The 20523-nt window shown below is 68.0% G+C and carries 19 protein-coding genes; 10 read left to right on the top strand and 9 right to left on the bottom strand.

Features of this window, described 5'->3' with window-relative positions:
• Positions 1–9: 9 nt before the first annotated feature.
• Genes ACVOMC_RS04325 through ACVOMC_RS04315 form a run of 3 tightly spaced genes read left to right on the top strand, consistent with a single transcriptional unit; the run spans position 10 to position 3442 of the window.
• Positions 10–816 carry a DUF4198 domain-containing protein gene (locus ACVOMC_RS04325; RefSeq protein WP_481522939.1) on the top strand — a complete coding sequence of 269 codons (807 nt, stop codon included), beginning with the start codon at positions 10–12 and terminating at the stop codon, positions 814–816.
• Positions 817–860: 44 nt separating this feature from the next.
• Positions 861–1835 (top strand): FAD:protein FMN transferase, encoded by a 975-nt coding sequence (locus ACVOMC_RS04320; protein WP_481522938.1) that lies wholly within the window; start codon positions 861–863, stop codon positions 1833–1835.
• Positions 1832–3442: a sulfite reductase subunit alpha gene (locus tag ACVOMC_RS04315; RefSeq protein WP_481522937.1), complete on the top strand. Its 1611-nt coding sequence runs from the start codon at positions 1832–1834 to the stop codon at positions 3440–3442. Before ACVOMC_RS04320 ends, ACVOMC_RS04315 begins: the two co-directional genes overlap by 4 nt.
• A gap of 19 nt (positions 3443–3461) precedes the next feature.
• Here the strand turns inward: ACVOMC_RS04315 and ACVOMC_RS04310 are convergent, their stop codons facing one another.
• From ACVOMC_RS04310 to ACVOMC_RS04300, 3 genes are all read right to left on the bottom strand, one after another.
• Entirely contained in the window at positions 3462–3599 is a 138-nt protein-coding gene (locus tag ACVOMC_RS04310; protein WP_481522936.1) for a hypothetical protein, read from the bottom strand.
• Positions 3600–3650: 51 nt separating this feature from the next.
• On the bottom strand, positions 3651–4241 hold the full coding sequence (locus ACVOMC_RS04305; RefSeq protein ID WP_481522935.1) for a HutD/Ves family protein: 591 nt from the start codon (positions 4239–4241) through the stop codon (positions 3651–3653).
• Between the two features lie 108 nt (positions 4242–4349).
• Positions 4350–6182 (bottom strand): 3-hydroxybutyrate oligomer hydrolase family protein, encoded by a 1833-nt coding sequence (locus ACVOMC_RS04300; protein ID WP_481522934.1) that lies wholly within the window; start codon positions 6180–6182, stop codon positions 4350–4352.
• Positions 6183–6295: 113 nt separating this feature from the next.
• On the opposite strand from ACVOMC_RS04300, the gene ACVOMC_RS04295 reads away from it, so the two are divergent.
• Positions 6296–7093 (top strand): 3-hydroxybutyrate dehydrogenase, encoded by a 798-nt coding sequence (locus ACVOMC_RS04295; RefSeq protein WP_481522933.1) that lies wholly within the window; start codon positions 6296–6298, stop codon positions 7091–7093.
• Between the two features lie 14 nt (positions 7094–7107).
• Positions 7108–7773, top strand: a complete 666-nt coding sequence (locus ACVOMC_RS04290) for a response regulator transcription factor (RefSeq protein WP_481522932.1) — start codon at positions 7108–7110, stop codon at positions 7771–7773.
• A gap of 13 nt (positions 7774–7786) precedes the next feature.
• Here the strand turns inward: ACVOMC_RS04290 and ACVOMC_RS04285 are convergent, their stop codons facing one another.
• The 3 genes from ACVOMC_RS04285 to ACVOMC_RS04275 are packed head-to-tail and all read right to left on the bottom strand — an operon-like array spanning position 7787 to position 9506.
• On the bottom strand, positions 7787–8209 hold the full coding sequence (locus ACVOMC_RS04285) for a DUF6691 family protein (RefSeq protein ID WP_054660562.1): 423 nt from the start codon (positions 8207–8209) through the stop codon (positions 7787–7789).
• Positions 8206–8619, bottom strand: coding sequence for a YeeE/YedE family protein (locus tag ACVOMC_RS04280; RefSeq protein ID WP_057506423.1), 414 nt, complete (start codon positions 8617–8619; stop codon positions 8206–8208). The genes ACVOMC_RS04285 and ACVOMC_RS04280 overlap by 4 nt, the downstream gene beginning before the upstream one ends.
• Complete coding sequence (locus ACVOMC_RS04275; protein ID WP_481522931.1) at positions 8616–9506, bottom strand: MBL fold metallo-hydrolase; 891 nt, start codon at positions 9504–9506, stop codon at positions 8616–8618. The genes ACVOMC_RS04280 and ACVOMC_RS04275 overlap by 4 nt, the downstream gene beginning before the upstream one ends.
• A gap of 119 nt (positions 9507–9625) precedes the next feature.
• Between ACVOMC_RS04275 and ACVOMC_RS04270 the strand changes: the two genes are divergently transcribed.
• Both ACVOMC_RS04270 and ACVOMC_RS04265 read left to right on the top strand, forming a co-directional pair.
• Positions 9626–9934, top strand: coding sequence for an ArsR/SmtB family transcription factor (locus ACVOMC_RS04270; protein ID WP_054660536.1), 309 nt, complete (start codon positions 9626–9628; stop codon positions 9932–9934).
• Between the two features lie 42 nt (positions 9935–9976).
• Positions 9977–10339, top strand: coding sequence for a carboxymuconolactone decarboxylase family protein (locus ACVOMC_RS04265; protein ID WP_481522930.1), 363 nt, complete (start codon positions 9977–9979; stop codon positions 10337–10339).
• 51 nt (positions 10340–10390) lie between these two features.
• Here ACVOMC_RS04265 and ACVOMC_RS04260 read toward each other — a convergent pair whose 3' ends face one another.
• Together ACVOMC_RS04260 and ACVOMC_RS04255 are read right to left on the bottom strand one after the other, a co-directional pair.
• Positions 10391–13747 (bottom strand): hybrid sensor histidine kinase/response regulator, encoded by a 3357-nt coding sequence (locus ACVOMC_RS04260; protein ID WP_481522929.1) that lies wholly within the window; start codon positions 13745–13747, stop codon positions 10391–10393.
• Positions 13748–13863: 116 nt separating this feature from the next.
• Entirely contained in the window at positions 13864–16104 is a 2241-nt protein-coding gene (locus tag ACVOMC_RS04255; RefSeq protein WP_057506420.1) for a TonB-dependent receptor, read from the bottom strand.
• Positions 16105–16264: 160 nt separating this feature from the next.
• Here ACVOMC_RS04255 and ACVOMC_RS04250 point away from each other — a divergent pair, with 160 nt between their 5' ends.
• Entirely contained in the window at positions 16265–17668 is a 1404-nt protein-coding gene (locus ACVOMC_RS04250; RefSeq protein ID WP_054658611.1) for a GntP family permease, read from the top strand.
• Positions 17669–18112: 444 nt separating this feature from the next.
• Here the strand turns inward: ACVOMC_RS04250 and ACVOMC_RS04245 are convergent, their stop codons facing one another.
• On the bottom strand, positions 18113–18445 hold the full coding sequence (locus tag ACVOMC_RS04245; RefSeq protein ID WP_054658609.1) for a ComEA family DNA-binding protein: 333 nt from the start codon (positions 18443–18445) through the stop codon (positions 18113–18115).
• Between the two features lie 195 nt (positions 18446–18640).
• Between ACVOMC_RS04245 and ACVOMC_RS04240 the strand changes: the two genes are divergently transcribed.
• Both ACVOMC_RS04240 and ACVOMC_RS04235 read left to right on the top strand, forming a co-directional pair.
• Positions 18641–20134: a M20 family metallopeptidase gene (locus ACVOMC_RS04240; RefSeq protein ID WP_481522928.1), complete on the top strand. Its 1494-nt coding sequence runs from the start codon at positions 18641–18643 to the stop codon at positions 20132–20134.
• 72 nt (positions 20135–20206) lie between these two features.
• The gene (locus tag ACVOMC_RS04235; RefSeq protein WP_054658605.1) at positions 20207–20476 is read left to right on the top strand and encodes a GlsB/YeaQ/YmgE family stress response membrane protein; all 270 of its coding nucleotides are present in this window, start codon (positions 20207–20209) and stop codon (positions 20474–20476) included.
• The last annotated feature ends 47 nt before the right edge of the window (positions 20477–20523 follow it).

Here is a 20523-nt window from a genome sequence, read left to right as displayed (position 1 = left end):
AGCCAACCGATGAAGCGTTCCCTCCTGCTTGCCGCCACCATCGCCGCAGCGCTGCCCTTCTCCGCCGCCGCCCACAAGGCCTGGCTGCAGCCGTCGCAGACCGTGATCGCCGGTGCCAACCCGTGGATCACGGTGGACGCGGCCGTGTCCAACGACCTGTTCTATTTCAACCACGTGCCGCTGCGCATCGACAATCTGCTGATCACCGCGCCCGACGGCAGCAGCGTGCAGCCGCAGAACGTGGCCACCGGCAAATACCGCAGCGTGTTCGATGTCGAGCTGACCCAGCCGGGCACCTACCGCCTGGCCAACGTCAACGCCGGGCTGATGGCCAACTGGCAGGAAGACGGCAAGCCCAAGCGCTGGCGTGGCACCGCCGAGAAGTTCGCCGCCGAAGTGCCGAAGAACGCCAGGGAGCTGAAGGTCTCCGAGACCGCCGGCCGGGTCGAAACCTTCGTCACCAACGGCGCCCCGAACGACACCGCGCTCACGCCGACCGGCAAGGGCATGGAGATGGTCGCCCTCGGCCACCCGAACGACCTGTTCAGCGGTGAAGAAGCCCGGTTCCGCCTGCTGGTGGACGGCAAGCCGGCCGCCGGTCTTGAAGTGGAAATAACCAGCGGTGGTACCCGTTACCGCAACGCGCAGGAAGAGATCAAAGTCACCACCGACGCCAACGGCGAATTCGCCGTGACCTGGCCGGAAGCCGGCATGTACTGGCTGGAGACCGGCAGCGAAGACAGCAAGACCTCCGTGCCGCAGGCCAACGTGCGCCGCCTGAGCTATGTGGCCACGCTGGAAGTGCTGCCGCAGTAAGGACTCCAGGCCCGGTCGCCACAGCGCGCCGGGCCGCTCTCTCCATGTCTAGCCAATCCGACATCGCCGCCCTCGGCGGCCACACCATGGGTACCCGCTGGAGCGTGAAGCTGGTCGCCCCGCGCCGCCGCGACCTGCATCCGCTGCATGCCGGCATCCAGGCCGAGCTGGACCGGGTCGTGGCGCAGATGAGCACCTGGGAAACCGAGTCGGACATCAGCCGCTACAACCGCGCCGCCGCCGGCAGCTGGCAGCGGCTGCCGGAAGACTTCTGGCAGGTACTCGTCGCCGCGCTTGATATCGCCGAACGCAGCGATGGCGCGTTCGATCCGAGCATCGGCCCGCTGGTCGCACTGTGGGGCTTCGGTGCCCAGGCCGGCGCGCAGCGTGTTCCCGATGCCGCGCAACGGGCCGAGGTCGCCGGCCGCTGCGGCTGGCACAAGCTGCAACTGGATGCACCGGCGCAGGCCGCGCTGCAGCCCGGCGCGCTGCAACTGGACCTGTCGGCCATCGCCAAGGGCTATGGCGTGGATCTGGTCAGCCGCTGGCTGCGCCGCAACGGCGTCGAAGCGGCGCTGGTCGAAGTGGGCGGCGAGCTGCACGGCTACGGTCGCAAGCCCGACGGCCAGCCGTGGCGGGTGCTGGTCGAATCGGCTCCGGAAGAAGACGCCGGCGCCGACTATCCACCACGGGTGCTGGCGCTGGACGATCTGGCCATCGCCACCTCCGGCGACCGTTGGCATCACTTCCAGCGCGACGGCGTGTCCTACAGCCACACGCTGGATCCCCGCACGCAGGCGCCGGTAACCCGCGCTGCCGCGGCGGTGACGGTGATCGAGCGCGAAGCGATGCACGCCGATGCATGGGCCACCGCACTGACGGTGATGGGCGCAACACAGGGGCTGGCCTTCGCCACCGACCATGGCCTGGCTGCACGCTTCCTCGCACGCGGCCCGCACGGTCTGGAAGAAACCATGACGCCGGCGTTCCAGCAGCACCTGGATGCAGACACGCAATGAGTGCTCCACGCGTGAACCGCCCGCTGATTGGCAACCTCGCCGTTGGCCTGGTGCTGGTGCTGATCGCCGTGTTGCTGCTGCGCCTGCATCAGGGCGAAGGGTGGTGGCTGGCCGCGCCCCTGCCCGCGAAGTGGTTCACCGCGCTGGCTGCCGCCGCCATCTATGCCATCGCCTGCGCGGCGCTGTGGTGGCGCGTGCGCCCGCGCAAGGACGTTGCCAGCGGTGACGGCGAGCCGCCGCTGCTGGTGGTCTGGGCCAGCCAGACCGGTTTTGCGCGGCAGCTGGCCGAACGCAGTGCAGACAGCCTTTGCGCCGCCGGCCACACCGTCCGCCTGCGCGCGCTCGACCAGGTCGATGCCGCCCTGCTCGCCCGCACCCGCACCGCGCTGTTCGTCGCCAGCACCACCGGCGAAGGCGATCCGCCCGACCATGCCCTGGCCTTTCTCAGCCGGGTGATGCAGAACGCCACGCCACTACCGCAGCTGCAGTACGCGGTGCTGGCGCTGGGCGACCGCACCTATGACCATTACTGCGCCTTCGGCCACCAGCTCGACAACTGGCTGTGCGAACAGGGCGCGCGGGCGCTGTTCGATACCGTGGACGTGGACAACGCCGATGCGGACGCGCTGCGCCACTGGCAGCAGCTGCTCGGCCAGCTCGGCGGCGATGTCGCCCACCTGCCGGACTGGGCTGCGCCGCAGTACCAGCAATGGCGTTTGCAGCAGCGGCAGGCGCTCAATCCGGGCAGTGTCGGCGGCACCGTCTTCCACCTGAAGCTGCAACCCGTCGCCGGGGAACTGCCGGCATGGCAGGCCGGTGATATCGCCGAAATCGGTCCGCGCCACAGTGCCGGCACCGTCGCGCAATGGATGCATGCGCACGGCCTGCCGGTCACCGCCACGCTGGCCGATGGCCGCCCACTGCGGGAGGTCCTCGCCGCGTGCCACTTGCCCGAACAGATCGACACCGGCGACCTCGCGGCGCTGGCCGCGGCGCTCAAACCGTTGCCGCATCGCGAATACTCCATCGCCTCGATGCCCTCGGAGGGCTCGTTGCAGCTGCTGCTGCGGCGCCAGCGGCGACCGGACGGCCAACCGGGACTGGCCAGCGGCTGGCTGTGCGACTACACCACGCCCGGCGATGTCATCGACCTGCGTCTGCGCGGCAACGCCAACTTCCATCCGCCGGCAGCGGAGGCGCCGCTGATCCTGATCGGCAACGGCACCGGTATCGCCGGCCTGCGCGCGCACCTGCGCGCCCGCGTCGAGGCCGGTGCGCGCCGCAACTGGCTGCTGTTTGGCGAGCGCAATGCCGCCCACGATTTCCATTTCGGCGACGAGCTGCGGCAATGGCAGCGCGAGGGCTGGATCGAACGGCTGGATACGGTTTTCAGTCGCGATGGCGGCCGCTTCCATTACGTGCAGGATGCGCTGGCCGCCCATGCCGATGCGCTGCGCGACTGGGTCGACCAGGGCGCGACGATCCTGGTCTGCGGCAGCCTGCAGGGCATGGCGCCGGCGGTGGATGCGGTGATCGCCAATGCCCTCGGCAGCGACGCACATGAAGCCCTGCGCATCGCCGGCCGCTATCGCCGCGACGTGTACTGAGCCAACCCGGCCAGCGCGCTCAGATGTGGTGCAGCCGTTGCCGGAGGATCCGCGCCAGCGCCAGCGGCTGGTTGCGCCACGTCAGGGTTTCACCCTTCAGCGGATGATCCAGTGCCGCGAGGAAAGCCTCCACCGTCACCGCTTCCGGCTTGCCCATTGCCGGCGCTTGCCGCAGCGGATGCCCTCCCGCATTGGGAAGGCGCCGCCGTCATGCCGCCGGTGACACCCGGATCGCCAACAGCTCGCCGCCGCCACTCAAGGCGAACCGTGTGCGTACGCCGGCGGCGAGCCAGGCGGTGTCGCCGGCGGCCAAGGGCGGCAGGGTGTTGCCTTCGAACTCGGCTTGTCCGGCCAGCAGATGGACCGCCCAGGCCACCTGCGGCTCGGTGATGAACAGCATGCTGCCGACCAGCGGCCGGTGCAGCAGCTCGGCCTGCAGCGCGTCGCGGCGCCACATCAGGTTGAAGTCGCTGGTGGGGCCGTCGACCAGCTCGCCGCTGATTTCAGCGTCGCCGGCAAACCGCAGACGTTGATACGGCGGCAACAGCGTTTCACAACGGCCATCGGCAAAGCGCAGCCGCAGACCTTCGCCCTGCAGCAGCACCAGCTCGCGCTCGACACCGGGGAAGGCGGAGAAGGCCGCATCCTGCTCGATCTCGGCGATCGACAGCCGCAGCTGCCAGTCGCCCTGTCCGGGCAGACGCAGGATCTCGCGGGTCCAGCCCAGGCCGTTGCGCCAGCGTTCGCGCCGGTAGTCGACGGTGGGGATGACGCGGGAGGGAGCAGTCAGAATTTCCATCGCGGCATGATGCCAGCATCCGGCACTGCTGTAGGAGCGACACAAATCGCGACAGCTTTTGTCGATAGAGCCCGGTCGCGACTTGCATCACTCCTACAACGACGGCGGTTACTTCGGCATCGCGAGATTCTCGGCAGCCAACGGCTTGCCCGCGCGGGGCGTGGTGGCGATCACCGCATCGGCCGGCAGCGCGCTACCGTGCTCCAGCCGCGCCTGCACGCGATCCAGCGCCGCATAGACGTACGGCAGCAGCGGCAGGTAGCGCGAACCGTAGTCGGGCAGGCCGAGGAAGCCGTCAAAGTGCTGCACGTGCTTGACCTGCCAGTAGTTCACCTCACGCCCGGCGGCCTGGGCCGCGGCCACGTACGGCGCGCTGCTGAAAGCCGGCGGGATCAGGCCGTCGTCGGTGCCATGCACCACCATCACCGGCAGGCCCTGACGCGGCAGCCCGGCACGGGTCGCCGCGATACCGGCCTGCACGCGGCCGGCCGCCTCGCCCTGCCCGTCCCACAGCCCACGCAGGCACTTCAGGCCGGCATAGGTCAGGTCAGGCAGCTGTACCTTGCTGTCGAGCAGCCCGACCCCGGCGCCGGGCGGAATGCCGCTGCCATCGGCGATCCACGCCGCACGCTCGGCGGCGCTGGCCACGCGCGGGGAGAAATCCGGATTCTGCGCGGCAAAGCTGAAACCGCACGGGTGTTCGCCCACGCCGTAGCGGCCGTAGGCCGAGGCATAGGTCGCGGCGATCGCGCGCCACAGGTCGAAGCCGGTGGACAGCGCGCCAGCGCGCAACGCCTCATCGGTCCAGCCCTTGCTGCGCATCAGTTCATAGGCCGCTTTGGCCTGCGCCGCCGGTGTGGCCCCGCCGATGACACCTTCGGCCGCGAGCGTGGCGCAGCGCAGCGCGGCCCCAGCTTGCAAGGCGGCAGTCAGTGGCGGCTGCGGCAGATCGTCCATATGCAGCTGCGCGCACGGCATCAGCAGCGCCGCCTCGGTGGTGTAGTCGTACAGCGCGCGCGAACCCGGGCCATCGGAATAGACATTCGGCTCGCCGGCGACCACCGCGTCCAGCCAGTCGCCCTCCATTTCCGCCGCGCGCAGCACCGCACCACCGCCGTTGGAAATCCCCACGGCGATGATGCGGGTGTTGTCGAAGGTGAACGGCGCGGCCTGCGGATACGCTTGTTCCAGCGCCAGCAGCGCGTACTCGGCCGCCTGCTTCACATGGCGACCCCAGTCGGCTTCCGGGTTGTCCTTGGAGTGCGCGTGTTTGAACGCCACGCCCGAGGCGTTGACCGGGGCATCCGGTACGAACGCCAGATCGGCCGCCTCGCCCAGCGCGCCGACCGTGCCATTGGCGCGGACACCGATCTGCGCGTCCAGGTCGTAGTAATCGCTGCCGGCACCCTTGTCGGTGTAGACCACGGCGCAGCCCTTGGGCAGACCCCACGCCGCCGCCACCGACACCGCGCCATAGATGCCGCGCGAACCGGAGGCCGGAGCGACCAGCACACAGCGCTTGCTCAGATCGAAATTGTCCGGCACCTGCGCCAGCACGCGGTGCGGCTGGCGCGCATCGGGCAGCCGCGCATAGGCCGAGTACTCGCGACCGGGCACGCTTTCAAGACTGCCGAACAGCTCGCCATAGCCACCGCCGGGCGCCATGTCGGCGATACCGCGCCAGCTGCCCCACAGAGCGCGCCGACGCAGCTCGTCCGGCGTCGGTGCAGTGGCATCGGCGAAGGCCGGCGGCACCATGCTGCGCAGGCCGGTCAGGCCCAGGCCGGCGGTGAGCAGGTCGTCACTGCCGCGATGCTCGCTGCGCAGTTCGTTGCTGAACATGGAGGACTCCACGGGCTGGGAGACCGGGCCGCTGGCGCAGGAGGCCAGGCTCAGTCCGACGAATAGGCCGCAGGCGGCACGCAACAGGGATTGGCTCATGGATGCACCCTAGCAGAGCAGCCGCAGCCGTCTCATCGTACTTAAGTACCACGCGCGAGCCACGTCGCGGCTGCTACGTTTCCTGCCATTCCCCCTATCCCCGGAGTTTCCCCATGGACCGTTTCCTGCAAGGCCGCACCGCATTGGTGACCGGCAGCACCTCAGGCATCGGCCTGGTCATCGCCCAGGCGCTGGCGGCCGCCGGCGCGCGCGTGGCGGTCAACGGTCTGGGCACGCCCGAGCAGATCGCCAGCGCGCTGGCCAGCGTCGCTGCAACCGGCAGCGAGGCGCGGCATTTTGCCGCCGACCTGCGTCGTGCCGATGAGATCGGCACCCTGCTCGACGCGGTGCAGACCTGGGGCGCGATCGATGTGCTGGTGAACTGTGCCGGCATCCAGCACGCCGCGCCGCTGGCCGAGCAGCCCGCACGGAAGTGGGACGACATCATCGCGCTCAACCTCAGCGCCGCCTTCCACACCATGCAGCAGACGCTGCCGGGCATGGCCGAACGCGGCTACGGCCGGGTGGTCAACATCGCCTCGGTGCACGGGCTGGTGGCCTCGAAGAACAAGGCGCCGTATGTGGCCAGCAAATTCGGCATCGTCGGCCTGAGCAAGGTTGCCGCACTGGAATACGCCAGCGCCGGCAGCCGCGACAGCGGTGGCGTCACCGTCAACTGCGTGTGCCCGGGCTGGGTGGAGACGCCGCTGATCGAGCCGCAGATCCAGGCCCACCGCAACGGAGGCAGCCGCGAGGACGGCGTGCGCGCGTTGCTGGAAGAGAAGCAGCCGAGCCTGCGCATGTCCCTGCCCGAGGACATCGCGTCGATGGTGGTTTGGCTTTGCCGCCGCGAGGCCCACAATGTCACCGCCGCCGCCCTGCCCATGGACGGGGGCTGGACCGCCCAGTAACCCAGACCGTGACCATGCCGACCCTGCTGATTGCCGACGACCACCCGCTGTTCCGCGCCGCACTGCGTCAGGCCGCCAGCGAAGCCATGAGTGATTTGCAGGTGCGCGAGGCCGAATCGCTGGACGGGGTGCTGGCCGCGCTCGATACCGCACCGGAAACCGACCTGATCCTGCTGGACCTGCACATGCCCGGCAACCACGGGCTGGCCGGGCTGGCGGCGATCCGCGCGCAGCATCCGGGGGTGGCGGTGATCGTGGTTTCGGCCAATGACGATCCACGCGTGGTGCGCCGCGCGCTCGATCATGGCGCGGCCGGCTACCTGCCCAAGAGTTCGGGTCTGAACGAACTGCGCGAGGCCATCCGCAGCGTGATGGCCTGCGAGCAGTGGCTGCCGGCCTCGCTGCGCGCGGCGGTGTCGCGCGCGCAATCCTCCAGCCACGACAGCGAACTGGCCGCGCGCCTGGCCAGCCTGTCGCCGCAGCAGTTCCGGGTGCTGGTGCTGGTTGCGCAGGGCCTGCTCAACAAGCAGATCGCCGACCGCCTAGAGGTGCAGGAACGTACGGTCAAGGCGCATCTGTCGGCGATCTTCGAGCGCCTGGGCGTGCGCAACCGCACCCAGGCCAGCGTGGTGCTGCGCGAGCTGGAACTGAGCGATCCGGCGCGCCAGATCGAGGCCTGAGCGGCCTCCTCCCTCAGCTCCCGCGCAGCAGCCGGTGCAGCAACATGCCGACCAGCATCGCCGGCACGAACCACAACGCCTCCGGTGAGGCCACGCCCAGGCCGACCAGCGCCGGGCCCGGGCAATAGCCGGCCAAGCCCCAGCCGATGCCGAACAGGGCCGCGCCCAGCAGCAGCGGACGGTCCAGGGTGCGCAGCGAAGACAGCTGGAAGCTGCCGGCAAACACCGGCGCTGGCCGCTTGAGCACGAAGCGGAACAGCACCAGCGTGGTGGTCACCGCCCCGCCGAGCACGAACAGCAGCGCCGGATCGAAATCCCCGGCGATATCCAGAAAGCCCAGGATGCGCAGCGGATCGGTCATGCCCGATACCGCCAGGCCCAGACCGAACAGCGCGCCGGACAGCAACGCGGCGAACAGGGTGCGGGAGGAATTCATGCCAGATGCCTCACAACAAAAGTGGTGACGATCGCGGTGGCCATGAAGGTCAGCACCGCCGCGAAGGAACGCGGTGACAGCCGCCCCAGTCCGCACACGCCGTGGCCGCTGGTGCAGCCGTTGCCCATGCGGGTGCCAAAACCGACCAGCAGGCCGGCAACGACCAGCATCCACACCGGAAAGCCCTGCCGTGGCGTATAGGCCCCGGGTACCAGCAGCAGCCACGCCGCACCGGCACCGATCAGCCCGAGCAGGAACAGCACCCGCCAGGCGGTCTCGCCGGCGCGCGGCAGCAGCACGCCACCGACGATGCCACTGATGCCGGCGATACGGCCGTTGAGCCACAGCAGCAGGGTCGCCGCCAGGCCGATCAGGATGCCGCCGGCCAGCGGCGTCAGCCAGGCGCTCATGCTTCTGCTCCCAGCTGGTTCAGCGGCAGGCGGAAATAGCGGATGCCGTTGGCGTCGGGCTCGGGCAGGCGCCCCCCGCGGATGTTCACCTGCAGCGCCGGCAGGATCAGCCGCGGCGGCGCCAGTGTGGCGTCACGTTGCTGGCGCATGCGCACGAAATCGGCCTCCTGCACGCCCCCCTTCAGATGCACGTTGTGCTCAAGCTGGTGCGCGGCGCTGGTCTGCGGTTCGGGCGCCCGGCGGTCACCCGGATAGTCGTGGCACAGGAAGATGCGCGTGCTCGCCGGCAGCGCCAGGATCGTCTGGATCGAGGCGTACAGCCGGTGCGCGTCCCCGCCGGGGAAGTCGGTGCGTGCAGTGCCGGTTTCCGGCGCGAACACGGTGTCACCGATGAACGCGGCATCGCCGATCACATAGGTCAGGCTGTCATCGGTGTGCCCGGGGGTGGCGATCACCCGCGCCTGCAGGTCACCGATACTGAAACGGTCACCGTCGGCGAACAGCCGGTCGAACTGGCGGCCGTCGGCGACGAACTCCTCGCCCAGCCCGAACAGTGCCTTGAAGCGCTGCTGCACCTGGATGATGCCCCGCCCGATCGCCACCGGCGCCTGCAGCTCGTCGGCGAGGAAGCCGGCGGCGCTGAGATGATCGGCATGGGCGTGGGTTTCCAGGATCCACTCGACGCGCAGGCGCTGGGCGCGGACGAAGGCCAGCACCGCCTCGGCCGAGCGGGTGGCGATACGTGCACCGGCCGGATCGTAGTCCAGCACCGGATCGATGATCGCCGCCGCACCGCCCGCGCCCTCGTGCACCACGTAGGTGAAGGTGCCGCTGTCCTTGTCGAAGAACGGTTCGACTTGGGGGGAAGCCATGACTGTCTGGGACATCGAAGCCACCATTTGCCTTTTTGTTTAGTAAATACTAAATTAGATCATCCTAAAAATAAGAGCAAGCCCCGGTGTCGATCCCTGCCTCAGCACCACCGAGCAACCAGGACTACGAACAGATGGGCGTGCATGCCGAACAGGCGGCACGTCTGCTCAAATCGCTGGCCCATCCGGCCCGGCTCAGGGTGCTGTGCCGGCTGGTGGAAGGCGAAGCCTCGGTGGGCGAACTGCAGGCGCTGGGGAATCTGTCGATGTCGGCGCTGTCCCAGCACCTGGCAGTGCTGCGCGAACAGGCGCTGGTGCTGACCCGTCGCGACGCACAGACCATCTTCTATTCGCTGGCCGAGAGCCCGGCACTGGGCGTGATGCAGGCGCTCCACGCGGCCTACTGCGGCGCACACGCCAGCGCGGACAGGCCGCACCGCTGAGCCCTACCTTACCCCTCCCCCGCCCAACCCAAGGAAACCACCATGTCCGCCACCCCGTCCTACACCGAGCTGACCCGTGACATCTCGCGCAATCTCACCGCGCTGCGCACCCACAACAGCGAAGTGATGCAAGGCTTCAACGCCATGGCCAAGGCCGCGATGGCGCCCGGTGCGCTGGATGAGAAGACCAAGGAGCTGATCGCCATGGCCATCGGCGTGGCCAACCGCTGCGACGGCTGCCTGGGCTTCCATGCCAAGGCGCTGGTCCGCTTGGGCGCGACACCGGAAGAATTCCGCGAGATGCTGGGCGTGGCGGTCTACATGGGCGGCGGCCCGTCGCTGATGTATGCGGCCAACGCCTTGGCCGCCTATGAAGAGTTCAGTAAAGCGACCGGCGCCGCCTGAACTCGCCGCAAGCGGCCCGGCCTGGCGGTCGGGCTGCTGCGATGCCACCTGTCAGGTGACCACCGCCAGCCGGTGCGAGGCCAGCAGGCGGTCCATGATCGACTTCAATGCCAGGGGCCGCACCGGCTTGTGCAGCAGGGTCAGACCCAGCTCCATCACCTCGCGGCGCGTGGCCAGACTGTCATCGGCGCTGAGGATCAGCGTTGGCCGCGGCCCGAAGCGCTCGCCCAGCCGCGCCTGCAGCGCGGTGCCGGTATCGCCGTCATCCAGGTTGTAGTCGAACAGCCACAAGCTCGCCGCCTCGCGCTCCATCGCCGCCACCGCCTGCGCCTCACCGGCCGCCTCGGCCACCGTGTAGCCCCAGCCGCGCAGCAGTGTCGCCAGCGCCTGCAACGCCATCGGATCGTTGTCCACCACCAGCACCGGCAGTCCGCTGCCGGGCGCCGGGCGCGGCAACGGCGGCGATGGCATCGGCACCGGCCGTGACACGGCCGGCAGCGTCACTCCGAACACGGTGCCATGGCCGACCCGGCTGCGCAGCGACAGCGGCGCATCAAGCAGGCCGGCAATGCGGTCGGCGATCGCCAGTCCCAGTCCCAGCCCCTGTCCGGCGGCATCCTCGCCACGGCGGAATTCCTCGAAGATCGCCGCGCGTTCGGAATCTGCAATGCCCGGCCCGGTGTCGTGCACCTCCACCCGCAGCGTCTGCCCGTGGCGACGTACGCCCAGCAGCACGCCCCCACGGGCGGTATACCGCACCGCGTTGGCCAGGAAGTTCTGCAGCACCCGCCGCAGCAGCTGCGGATCGCTGTGCACCCAGGCGCCGGTGGAGACGTAACCGAAGCGCAGCCCGCGCGCGTTGGCCAGCGCGCGGAATTCCGAGGCCAGCGGATCGAGCACTTCGGCCAGCGGCAGCGCGCGCGGCTGGGGTACCAGCCCCCCGGCCTCCAGGCGCGACATGTCGAACAGACCGGTCAACAGATCGGTGGTGGAATCCAGCGCGCCGCGGATCTGCACCACCGCCTGCTTCTGCTGCGGCGCTTCCACCTGTTGCGCCAGCGTGTCGGTAAACAGGTGCGCAGCATGCAGCGGCTGCAGAAGATCGTGGCCGACCGCGGCCAGGAAGCGGCTTTTGGCATCGTTGGCGCGCTCGGCCTCGCGCTTGGCCGATTCCAGCAGCGCGGTGCGCTCACCAACGCGCTGCTCCAGCGTCTCGTTGCTGCGTTTGAGTTCGCGCTCGTTGCGGCGGAATGCGGTGACATCGGTGAAGGTGGCCACGAAGCCGCCCCCCGGCATCGGATTGCCGCGGATCTCGACGATGCTGCCATCGGGAAATACCCGCTCGGTCAGGTGTGCAGTGCCGGCACGCATGAAGGCCAGACGCCGCTCGGCGGCTTTTTCGCCCTGCCCGCGCGCCGGCATCCGCTCCAGTGCCCACGCGGTGAGATCGCCGATCGGCCGCCCGACCTGCAGCAGCTCCTCCGGAAAGCCGAACATGCGCGCATAGCGCCGGTTCCATGCCACCAGCCGCTGCTCGCGGTCGATCACGCTGATGCCCTGGCTCATGTTCTGCAGCGCCGCTTGCAACACCTGCTGGTTGAAACGCAGATCCAGTGACGCCTCGCTGACGATCGCCGCCACCGTGGCCAGCTGTCCGCTTTCCTTGCGCGCTGCATCCAGCAGCAGCCGCGCCGACGCCGCACCCAGCACCGCCGACAGCTCGCGCTCGATCTGCGCCTCGATCGACGCCGGTACCGCGCCGTTGCGCGGCGCCTCGGCCAGCAACAGTTCCACCCGCTCGTGTGGCAGGAACCGGCGACCGGCATCACGCAGGGTATCGGCATCCAGATTGCGGCTGGCGCGATGCGGGGTGTCGCGCCGCCACACCATCGCCAGCAGCGTCACCGCCGTACCCACAAAGAAACTGGCCCCCACCGCGCGGCCCAGCGGGCTCCAGCCGGTGAGGCCGAACAGCGCTTCCGGCGCCAGCCAGTGCCAGCCGAAGGGCCCGTGCGCCAGCCACGACGGCGCATGTCCGCCGCCTTCCAGCAGCGACGGCACCAGCAGCACCCACGCCCAGGTGACGAAACCGGCCAGCACCCCGGCAATGGCCGCGCGCGGCGGCGTCTGCGGCCGCCAGATCGCAAACCCCAGCACCGGCAGCAGGGTGGCCAGCGCCGAGAACGACACCGCACCGATATCGGCCAGCACGTTGCCACCGCCGATCAACCGGCTGTAAGCCCAGGCCAGCAGCATGATCACGCAGATGCCGGTGCGCCGCAGCCACAGCAGCTCGCCGCGGTGGTCGCCGCCGCCGGCGCGCGCCCACACCCCGCGCAGCAGCCCCGGCGCGAACCAGTGGTTGCCGATCATCAGGCTCAGCGTCAGCGTGCTCACCACCACCATGCCGGTGGCTGCGCTCAGGCCACCGAGGAATGCGAACAGCGCGATACCCTCATGGCCGGCGGCGAATGGCAGCGCCAGGGTGTACATGTCGCTGGGCACCGTATCGCCCAGCAGCGCGGTGCCGGCGCGGGCCAGCGGCAGGATCGGCAGCGCGATCAGCAGCAGGTACAGCGGAAACAGCCAGCGCGCGGTGCGCACATCGGCCGGATCCCGGCACTCCACCACCCCGACATGGAACTGGTGCGGCAGCAGGAACATCGCCAGTCCGCCCAGCAGCACCAGCGGGACGAAACCGCCGGCCGGGGCCGGTGCCGGCGAAGGGGATGGCGCCACGGCGGCCGCCGGCAGATCCCCCAGCCCGAACCAGACAAACGCGCCCAGCGCCAGCATCGCGGTGAGCTTGAACAGCGACTCCACCGCCATCGCCAGCACCAGCCCGCGGTTGTGTTCGGAAACACTGGCCCGGCGCGCGCCAAACAGCATCGCGAACAGCGCCATCGCCAGCGCCACATACAGCGCGCTGTCGTGCCACAGCGCCCCGCCCTGGCCGGCATCGGCGGAGCGGAAGGTGATCATGCTGAAGCTCATCGCCACCGCTTTGAGCTGCAGCGCGATATAGGGAATCAGGCCCAGCACCGTCACCAGCGTGACCGTGGCCGCCAGCCACGCATCGCGTCCCAGCCGTGCGGCGATCAGGTCGGCCAGCGAGGTGGCGTTGGTCTCGCGCGCCAGCCGCACCAGCCGCACCATCACCCCCATGGCCAGCGCATAGAACAGGATCGCGCCGACGAAGGTCGGCGGCAGCGGCCAGCCATAGCGCTTGGCCTGGGTCACCGTGCCGTAGAAGGTCCACGAGGTGCAGTGCACCGCCAGCGACAGCGCATACACATGCCGCCAATGCCGTGCGAACGCGGCCGGACGCCGCTCGCCGTATAGCGCCGTGCCGAACATCAGCGCCAGCCAGGCCAGCCCCGCCAGCGCCACCGTGACCAGACTCAACATGCCTGCCGCATCCCCTTGCCGTTGATCGCCCCCATCGGCGGAGGCGGACACAGAATACGAGAGCGGCGGCATGCCGTCAGACATGCCGCCGCCCGAGGTTGCTTCCGATCAGCCGATCAGAAGTTGTAACGCACCGACATGTACCAGTTGCGCGGCAGACCGTAGTAGGCGGTCTGGATGTTGCCGACGCTGGCGAACTCCTGGCCTTCGGTCTTGTACTGCTTGTCGGTCAGGTTGCGCACACCGGCGCGGATCTGCCAGGCCATCTGCGGCGAATCCCACACGCCGTAGGCGCCGACCAGCGTATAGGCGTCCTGGCTGAGCACTGCACGGTTGTCCACCGACAGCCAGGTGTCACCCCGGTAGGAGACATCCCCGCCGAAGGTCAGGTTGCCGTTGTCACCCAGCGAGAACACATGCTGCAGGGCGACGCGGGCGGTCCAGTCCGGCGAGAACGGCACGTGGTCGTGGCTCACGTTCGGATCGAAACCCGGGTAGGACGGATCCAGGCGGAAGTCCTCGAACTTGTCGTACTTGGCGTCCATCCAGCCCAGCTGCGCGCTCAGCGTGGTGGCCTCGCCCAGCAGCGCACTGCCTTCCAGCTCGATGCCCTTGATGTTGAGCTTGGCCGCGTTGAGCACCGGGAAGGTACCCACGTCCTGCGACACACGGGCCTGGAAGTCGCTGTAGTTGCTATAGAACGCCGCCGCGCTGCCGCGGAAACGGCGGTCGGCTGAGCTGCCCTTCAGGCCCAGCTCGTAGGTCCACACGTATTCCGGATCGAACTTGGCGTTCTGGGTGTCATAGACGGTATTGGCGCGGCCATTGAAGCCGCCCGACTTGAAGCCGCGGTTGGCCGACACATAGCCCATCAGGTCGTCGCTGAATTCCTTCTGCAGGCTGACCGACGGCGTTACCGCCGTCCACGAGGCCCTGGCATCGAACGCCACCGTTCCATTGAGGCTGGCGAACGGGGCACCCCAGAAGGTGCTGGTGGAGCGTTCGTAATCCTTTTTGTCCTTGGTCCAGCGCACGCCGGCGGCCACGGTCCAGGTCGGTACGAACTCCCAGTTCAGATGGGCGAACGCGGCGGTCGAGGTGGTGCTCAGATCGTCCCGGATCGTGCGCAGGAACGGCACCTTGGCGCCCAGGAAGGAGAACAGGTCATCGGCGTAGGCTTCCTGGTACGACGGCACGTTCTCCTTCATGTAGTACGCACCGAAGGTGGCATGCACGTTGGAACCGTTGTCGTAATGCAGCTGGAACTCCTGGCTGCGCTGGTCCTGGTCCAGCGCCACCAGCACGTCGCCCAGTTCGTATTCGGAGGCGTCGATGTCGATGTACGACTGGGTCTTGAGCTTGCGGTAGGAACTGATGCTCTTGAGCATCCACTGTTCATTGATGTCCCAGTCCATCGCCAGCGACGCACCGGAGTGCTTCAGGTACTGTCCCTGGCCATCGGTGAACGAGGTCTGCGCACGACGGTTCCATTCACCGGTTTCGCCCGGCTGCAGCACGATCACGCCGGCCGGGGCCAGACTGGTCTGCAGCAGCGGCGCCATCGGCCGGCCCAGCGTCAAGGCCGCATCCTGCCGGGTGGTATCCAGCGACAGCACCGCACTGAAATTGTCGGTCGGCTTGAATGCCAGCTTCAGGCGCAGCGCCTCGGTGTCGTCATCGTTGTAGTGCTTGCCGGTAACGGCATCCTTCACGTAGCCGTCGTTGGTGATCTTGGCCCCGGCGATGCTGGCAGCCACGGTGTCACTCAACTTGCCCGACACATAGAAGCGGCCTTCCAGGCGGCCGTAGTCGCCGGCGGTGACTTCCACCGCGCCGCCTTCGTTGTCGAACGGATTCTTGGTGGTCAGCTTGATCGCGCCACCGGTGGAGTTCTTGCCGTACAGGGTGCCCTGCGGGCCGCGCAGCACTTCCAGCTGCTGGATGTCGAACAGCGAGAACAGTGCACCGTTGATGCGCGAGTAGTAGACGTCATCGACGTACATGCCCACGCCCGGATCAAAGGTCTGCAGCGCGTCGGGCTGGCCGATGCCGCGGATGAAGACGTTGACACTGTTGGCCGAACCACGGCCCTGGGCGATGTTCATGTTCGGAACGGCGCCCTGCAGCCCTTCCACGGTCGAGGCCTGCAGATCCTTGATCTGCTCCTCGCCAAAGGCGCTCACCGCCACTGGCACGTCCTGGATGGACTCGCTGCGGCGGCGTGCGGTGACGGTCACCTCGTCCAGCTGCGTGGCCTGGGTGCCGGCTGGTACGGCCTTCTGTTCCTGTGCCTGCACGAATGCGGCCGGCGCCAGCAGGATGCCACCGATGGCCATGCTCAAATACTTGCGCTTCATTGTCTCCCTCCTCCCGGGTATGACGTAGCGGCATGCGGATGCCGCCATGCTGCGCACGTTAACGGGACGTTAGGCGGCCGCGTATCGTCCCTTCGTACAGTGGGCCGCCCGGTCCGGGCTGCGGATACTCGCCGGCAACGTGATTGGCCGGGAGCCGTGGATGTCGTTTCTGATCGTATTGGCGGCCCTGTGCTTCCTGATGTTCGTGGCCTACCGTGGCTACAGCGTGATCCTGTTCGCGCCGGTGGCGGCGCTGGGCGCGGTGCTGCTGACCGATCCGTCGCTGGTCCAGCCGATGTTCACCGGGCTGTTCATGGACAAGATGGTCGGGTTCCTGAAGCTGTACTTCCCGGTGTTCCTGCTCGGCGCGGTGTTCGGCAAGCTGATCGAGATCTCGGGTTTTTCCAAATCCATCGTCAGTGCGACCATCAAGCTGGTCGGCGCACAGCGGGCGATGCTCTCCATCGTGCTGGTCTGCGGTCTGCTCACCTACGGCGGCGTGTCGCTGTTCGTGGTGGTGTTTGCGGTCTATCCGTTCGCCGCCGAGCTGTTCCGCCAGAGCAATATCCCCAAGCGGCTGATTCCCGGCACCATCGCGCTGGGCGCCTTCACCTTTACCATGGACGCGCTGCCGGGCACGCCGCAGATCCAGAACATCATTCCCAGCAGCTTCTTCGGCACCACCAGCTGGGCCGCACCGACGCTGGGCGTGATTGGGACGGTGATCATCCTGGCGCTGGGCATGGGCTATCTGGAATGGCGCCGCCGCGCCGCAATGGCCGCCGGCGAAGGCTATGCCGGCAGCGCGCCGCTGCTCAACGAACCGGAGCCCTTCCGCGGCGAAGCGCTGGCCCATCCGGCGGTGGCGCTGCTGCCGCTGTTGCTGGTCGGCGTTTCCAACTACCTGTTCACCCGCTGGATTCCCGGTTTCTACGGTGAAAGCCAGTCCTTCATCCCGGCGGTGATCGGCAACCCGGCACCGGTGGTCCAGGAAGTGTCGAAGATGGCCGCCATCTGGGCGGTACAGGGCGCGCTGCTGGTGGGCATCCTCAGCGTGATCGCCTTCGCCTGGAAGCCGGTGGTCAGCGCGTTTGCCGAGGGCACCAAGTCGGCCATCGGCGGCGCCATGCTGGCCTCGATGAACACCGCCTCGGAATATGGTTTTGGCGCGGTGATTGCCGCCCTGCCCGGTTTTCTGGTCGTGGCCAACGCGCTGGGCTCGATCCCCAATCCGCTGGTCAACGAAGCGGTGTCGGTGACGGCGATGGCCGGTATCACCGGCTCGGCCTCCGGCGGCATGTCCATCGCACTGGCGGCGATGGCCGACAGCTTCATCGCCAACGCACAGGCCGCCGGCATTCCGATGGAGGTACTGCACCGCGTGGCGGCGATGGCCTCCGGCGGCATGGATACCCTGCCGCACAATGGCGCGGTGATCACCGTGCTGGCGGTGACCGGCCTGACCCATCGCCAGTCCTACAAGGACATCTTCGCCATCACCGTCATCAAGACCCTGGCGGTGTTTGCGATCATCGGCGTCTACTACGCCACCGGGCTGGTCTGATCCGGCGCTGAGCTCGCCCTGGCTCCCAGGGCGTGCACCATCCGGGTCAGCCACAGACCGTCGCCATGGGGACGGCTCTGCCATCGCGCGTCGGGAATCGTGCAGACACGCCGGCCACGTGCCGGCCTGCGCATTGGTATCACCCGGGCAATCGCTGCGCCAGCGCGCCGCCTCCCCATGCTGGCCAGATGCACCGGTCCGGACGCAGGGGCTCCCATCCCCGGGCACCGCTGCCCCCTATCGGCCGCCTGGCAGATCCACGCTCCGCCGCCTGCATAAGCCCCAAAAAAAATCGCCCGGCTGCACGTCACTGTGCATCACCAGGCGATCTCTACATCCATGTTGGCATCCTGCCTTCCCCCGGCATCCTGCCTGTGAGCATCCGGCTCGATCGGGCTCCCTGGACCACCTGTCCCTCTGTGGTCTCATGCGATTCCGTTCCGCTCAGCGCCGCTCTATCGGTCTGGCAGCCGCCGTCGTGGCAGCCTTCTTGGCGGGGGCAGCTCCGGCCCCCACTTCGATCTGGTCCCGATTCCGTTCGACCGTCTTCAATCCGATCCCCTTGACCAGCGCCAGTTCCTCGACGCTTTTGAAGGGTCCGTTTGCCTGTCGGTGATCGACGATTGCCTGCGCCTTCGCTGGGCCGACATTCACCAATACCCGGTCCAGCTCCGCCGCAGAGGCGGTATTGATGTCGACCTTGTCCGTGGCATACGCCGATGCGGTCAACAACAACGCCAGAACCAATGACTTGAGCGTCACGGTAAAAAGCTTCATCGCTGCATTCCTTGTGGTTTGGATTGGAGTTGCCGGCATCCCCGCCGGCCAGACCAGTGTCCCGCGCCACGTGAACACAGCGTATCCGTCACACCGCTGTGACACAGCCAGCGAACTACCCGATCGCGTGTAGGAAAAACCCTACAAGCCGTCGGCGTAGAATGGTTGCACCTGACATTGCTACCGGAGTTCCAGATGGACAGCGCCAAGATCGGCCAATTTCTCAGCGACAAGTGGGACACCGATATCGTCCCGCAACTGGTCGATTACATCCGCATCCCCAACAAGTCGCCGATGTTCGACGCCAATTGGGTCGCCAATGGCTACATGGACCAGGCGGTGGACCTGATGGAGCGCTGGGCCAAGGCACAGAACATCCCCGGTCTGCTGGTCGAAGTGGTCCGCCTGGAAGGCCGTACTCCATTGATCTTCCTTGAAATCCCGGCAACCGGCCCGGAAACCGGCGACGACACCGTGCTGCTCTACGGTCACCTGGACAAGCAGCCGGAAATGACCGGCTGGGACGACGACCTCGGTCCGTGGAAGCCGGTGCTGCGCGGTGACAAGCTGTACGGCCGCGGCGGTGCCGACGACGGCTACGCGATCTTCGGCTCGCTGGCCGCCATTCTCGCGCTGCAGGAACAGGGTCTGCCGCACGCCCGCTGCGTGATCCTGATCGAGGCCTGCGAGGAATCCGGTTCCTACGATCTGCCGGCTTACGTCGACCACCTGGCCGAGCGCATCGGTCAGCCGTCGCTGGTGGTGTGCCTGGATTCGGGCTGCGCCAACTACGACCAGCTGTGGTGCACCACCTCGCTGCGCGGCCTGACTGGCGGCAACGTCACGGTCAAGGTGCTCAACGAGGGCGTGCACTCCGGTGATGCCTCCGGTGTGGTGCCATCCTCTTTCCGCCTGCTGCGCCAGCTGCTGTCGCGCATCGAGGACGAGAACACCGGCCGCATCCTGCTCGAGGGCCTGCACACCGAAATCCCCGCCGAGCGCCTGGAACAGGCCAAGCGCGCCGCCGACGTAGTCGATACCGCCATCTTCGACAAGTTCCCGCTGGTCGACGGCCTCAAGCCGATGAGCGATGAGCTGACCGAACTGGTGCTCAACCGCACTTGGCGCCCGGCGCTGTCGGTCACCGGCATCGGTGGCATGCCGCCGCTGGAATCGGCCGGCAACGTGCTGCGTCCGGAAACCTCGGTGAAGCTGTCGCTGCGCCTGCCGCCGACCGCCAATGGCAAGGCCTGCGGCGAACTGCTGAAGGAAGCCCTGCTGCGTGACCCGCCCAACGGCGCCCACGTCAGCCTGGAGCTGGAAAAAGCCTCCACCGGCTGGAACGCGCCGGCGATGGCGCCGTGGCTGGAGAAGTCGATCGACGATGCCAGCCAGGCGTTCTTCGGCAAGCCGGCCATGTACATGGGCGAAGGTGGCTCGATCCCGTTCATGGGCATGCTGGGCGAAAAGTTCCCGGGTGCGCAGTTCATGATCACCGGCGTGCTGGGCCCGCATTCCAATGCCCACGGTCCGAACGAGTTCCTGCACATCCCGATGGGAAAGCGCGTCACCTCCTGCGTGTCCAAGGTGCTGTTCGACCACCACGCCGCCAGCCTGCGTGGCGAGACCAGCGGTTCGCCGGTGGCTGCCGACAGCGGCACCCGCCACGGCGGCCACGGCTGCTGCTGAGCGACTGAGCGCTTGATGACGGACGCAGCCTGGCCTTGCTAGGCTGCGTCTTTCTTTATGGCAGACGGGCACATGAGCGGACTGTTTGGCAGCGACAGCTGGCTGTACATCATCCTGATCGGCTTCGTTGTCGGCCTGCTCGGGCGCTTTTTCATGCCCGGCAACAACCGCATGGGCTGCCTGCTGACCCTCGTGCTCGGCATCGCCGGGGCGGTGTTCGCCGGCTGGTTCGGTCGCGAGATGGGCTGGTACACCGCCGGGCAACCGGCCGGTTTCCTCGGCGCCATCCTCGGCGCCGTCGCCATCCTGGCGCTGTTGCGCCTGGTCAGCGGCAAGCGCTGAGTCCTGATTCCTTTTCCGCCTGTCCCACCGGGCAGGCAACCCTCTGT

The organism is Stenotrophomonas sp. STEN014 (assembly GCF_056760315.1).
Note: the sequence above shows the minus strand (reverse complement) of the source record. Positions and strands in the feature narration are given on the sequence as shown.

What these genes read in the sequence shown, in the direction of transcription:
- ACVOMC_RS04325 (WP_481522939.1), top strand. Translation starts at nt 10, where the DNA reads ATGAAGCGTTCCCTCCTGCTTGCCGCCACCATCGCCGCAGCGCTGCCC.
- ACVOMC_RS04320 (WP_481522938.1), top strand. Translation starts at nt 861, where the DNA reads ATGTCTAGCCAATCCGACATCGCCGCCCTCGGCGGCCACACCATGGGT.
- ACVOMC_RS04315 (WP_481522937.1), top strand. Translation starts at nt 1,832, where the DNA reads ATGAGTGCTCCACGCGTGAACCGCCCGCTGATTGGCAACCTCGCCGTT.
- ACVOMC_RS04310 (WP_481522936.1), bottom strand. Translation starts at nt 3,599, where the DNA reads ATGGGCAAGCCGGAAGCGGTGACGGTGGAGGCTTTCCTCGCGGCACTG.
- ACVOMC_RS04305 (WP_481522935.1), bottom strand. Translation starts at nt 4,241, where the DNA reads ATGGAAATTCTGACTGCTCCCTCCCGCGTCATCCCCACCGTCGACTAC.
- ACVOMC_RS04300 (WP_481522934.1), bottom strand. Translation starts at nt 6,182, where the DNA reads ATGAGCCAATCCCTGTTGCGTGCCGCCTGCGGCCTATTCGTCGGACTG.
- ACVOMC_RS04295 (WP_481522933.1), top strand. Translation starts at nt 6,296, where the DNA reads ATGGACCGTTTCCTGCAAGGCCGCACCGCATTGGTGACCGGCAGCACC.
- ACVOMC_RS04290 (WP_481522932.1), top strand. Translation starts at nt 7,108, where the DNA reads ATGCCGACCCTGCTGATTGCCGACGACCACCCGCTGTTCCGCGCCGCA.
- ACVOMC_RS04285 (WP_054660562.1), bottom strand. Translation starts at nt 8,209, where the DNA reads ATGAATTCCTCCCGCACCCTGTTCGCCGCGTTGCTGTCCGGCGCGCTG.
- ACVOMC_RS04280 (WP_057506423.1), bottom strand. Translation starts at nt 8,619, where the DNA reads ATGAGCGCCTGGCTGACGCCGCTGGCCGGCGGCATCCTGATCGGCCTG.
- ACVOMC_RS04275 (WP_481522931.1), bottom strand. Translation starts at nt 9,506, where the DNA reads ATGTCCCAGACAGTCATGGCTTCCCCCCAAGTCGAACCGTTCTTCGAC.
- ACVOMC_RS04270 (WP_054660536.1), top strand. Translation starts at nt 9,626, where the DNA reads ATGGGCGTGCATGCCGAACAGGCGGCACGTCTGCTCAAATCGCTGGCC.
- ACVOMC_RS04265 (WP_481522930.1), top strand. Translation starts at nt 9,977, where the DNA reads ATGTCCGCCACCCCGTCCTACACCGAGCTGACCCGTGACATCTCGCGC.
- ACVOMC_RS04260 (WP_481522929.1), bottom strand. Translation starts at nt 13,747, where the DNA reads ATGTTGAGTCTGGTCACGGTGGCGCTGGCGGGGCTGGCCTGGCTGGCG.
- ACVOMC_RS04255 (WP_057506420.1), bottom strand. Translation starts at nt 16,104, where the DNA reads ATGAAGCGCAAGTATTTGAGCATGGCCATCGGTGGCATCCTGCTGGCG.
- ACVOMC_RS04250 (WP_054658611.1), top strand. Translation starts at nt 16,265, where the DNA reads ATGTCGTTTCTGATCGTATTGGCGGCCCTGTGCTTCCTGATGTTCGTG.
- ACVOMC_RS04245 (WP_054658609.1), bottom strand. Translation starts at nt 18,445, where the DNA reads ATGAAGCTTTTTACCGTGACGCTCAAGTCATTGGTTCTGGCGTTGTTG.
- ACVOMC_RS04240 (WP_481522928.1), top strand. Translation starts at nt 18,641, where the DNA reads ATGGACAGCGCCAAGATCGGCCAATTTCTCAGCGACAAGTGGGACACC.
- ACVOMC_RS04235 (WP_054658605.1), top strand. Translation starts at nt 20,207, where the DNA reads ATGAGCGGACTGTTTGGCAGCGACAGCTGGCTGTACATCATCCTGATC.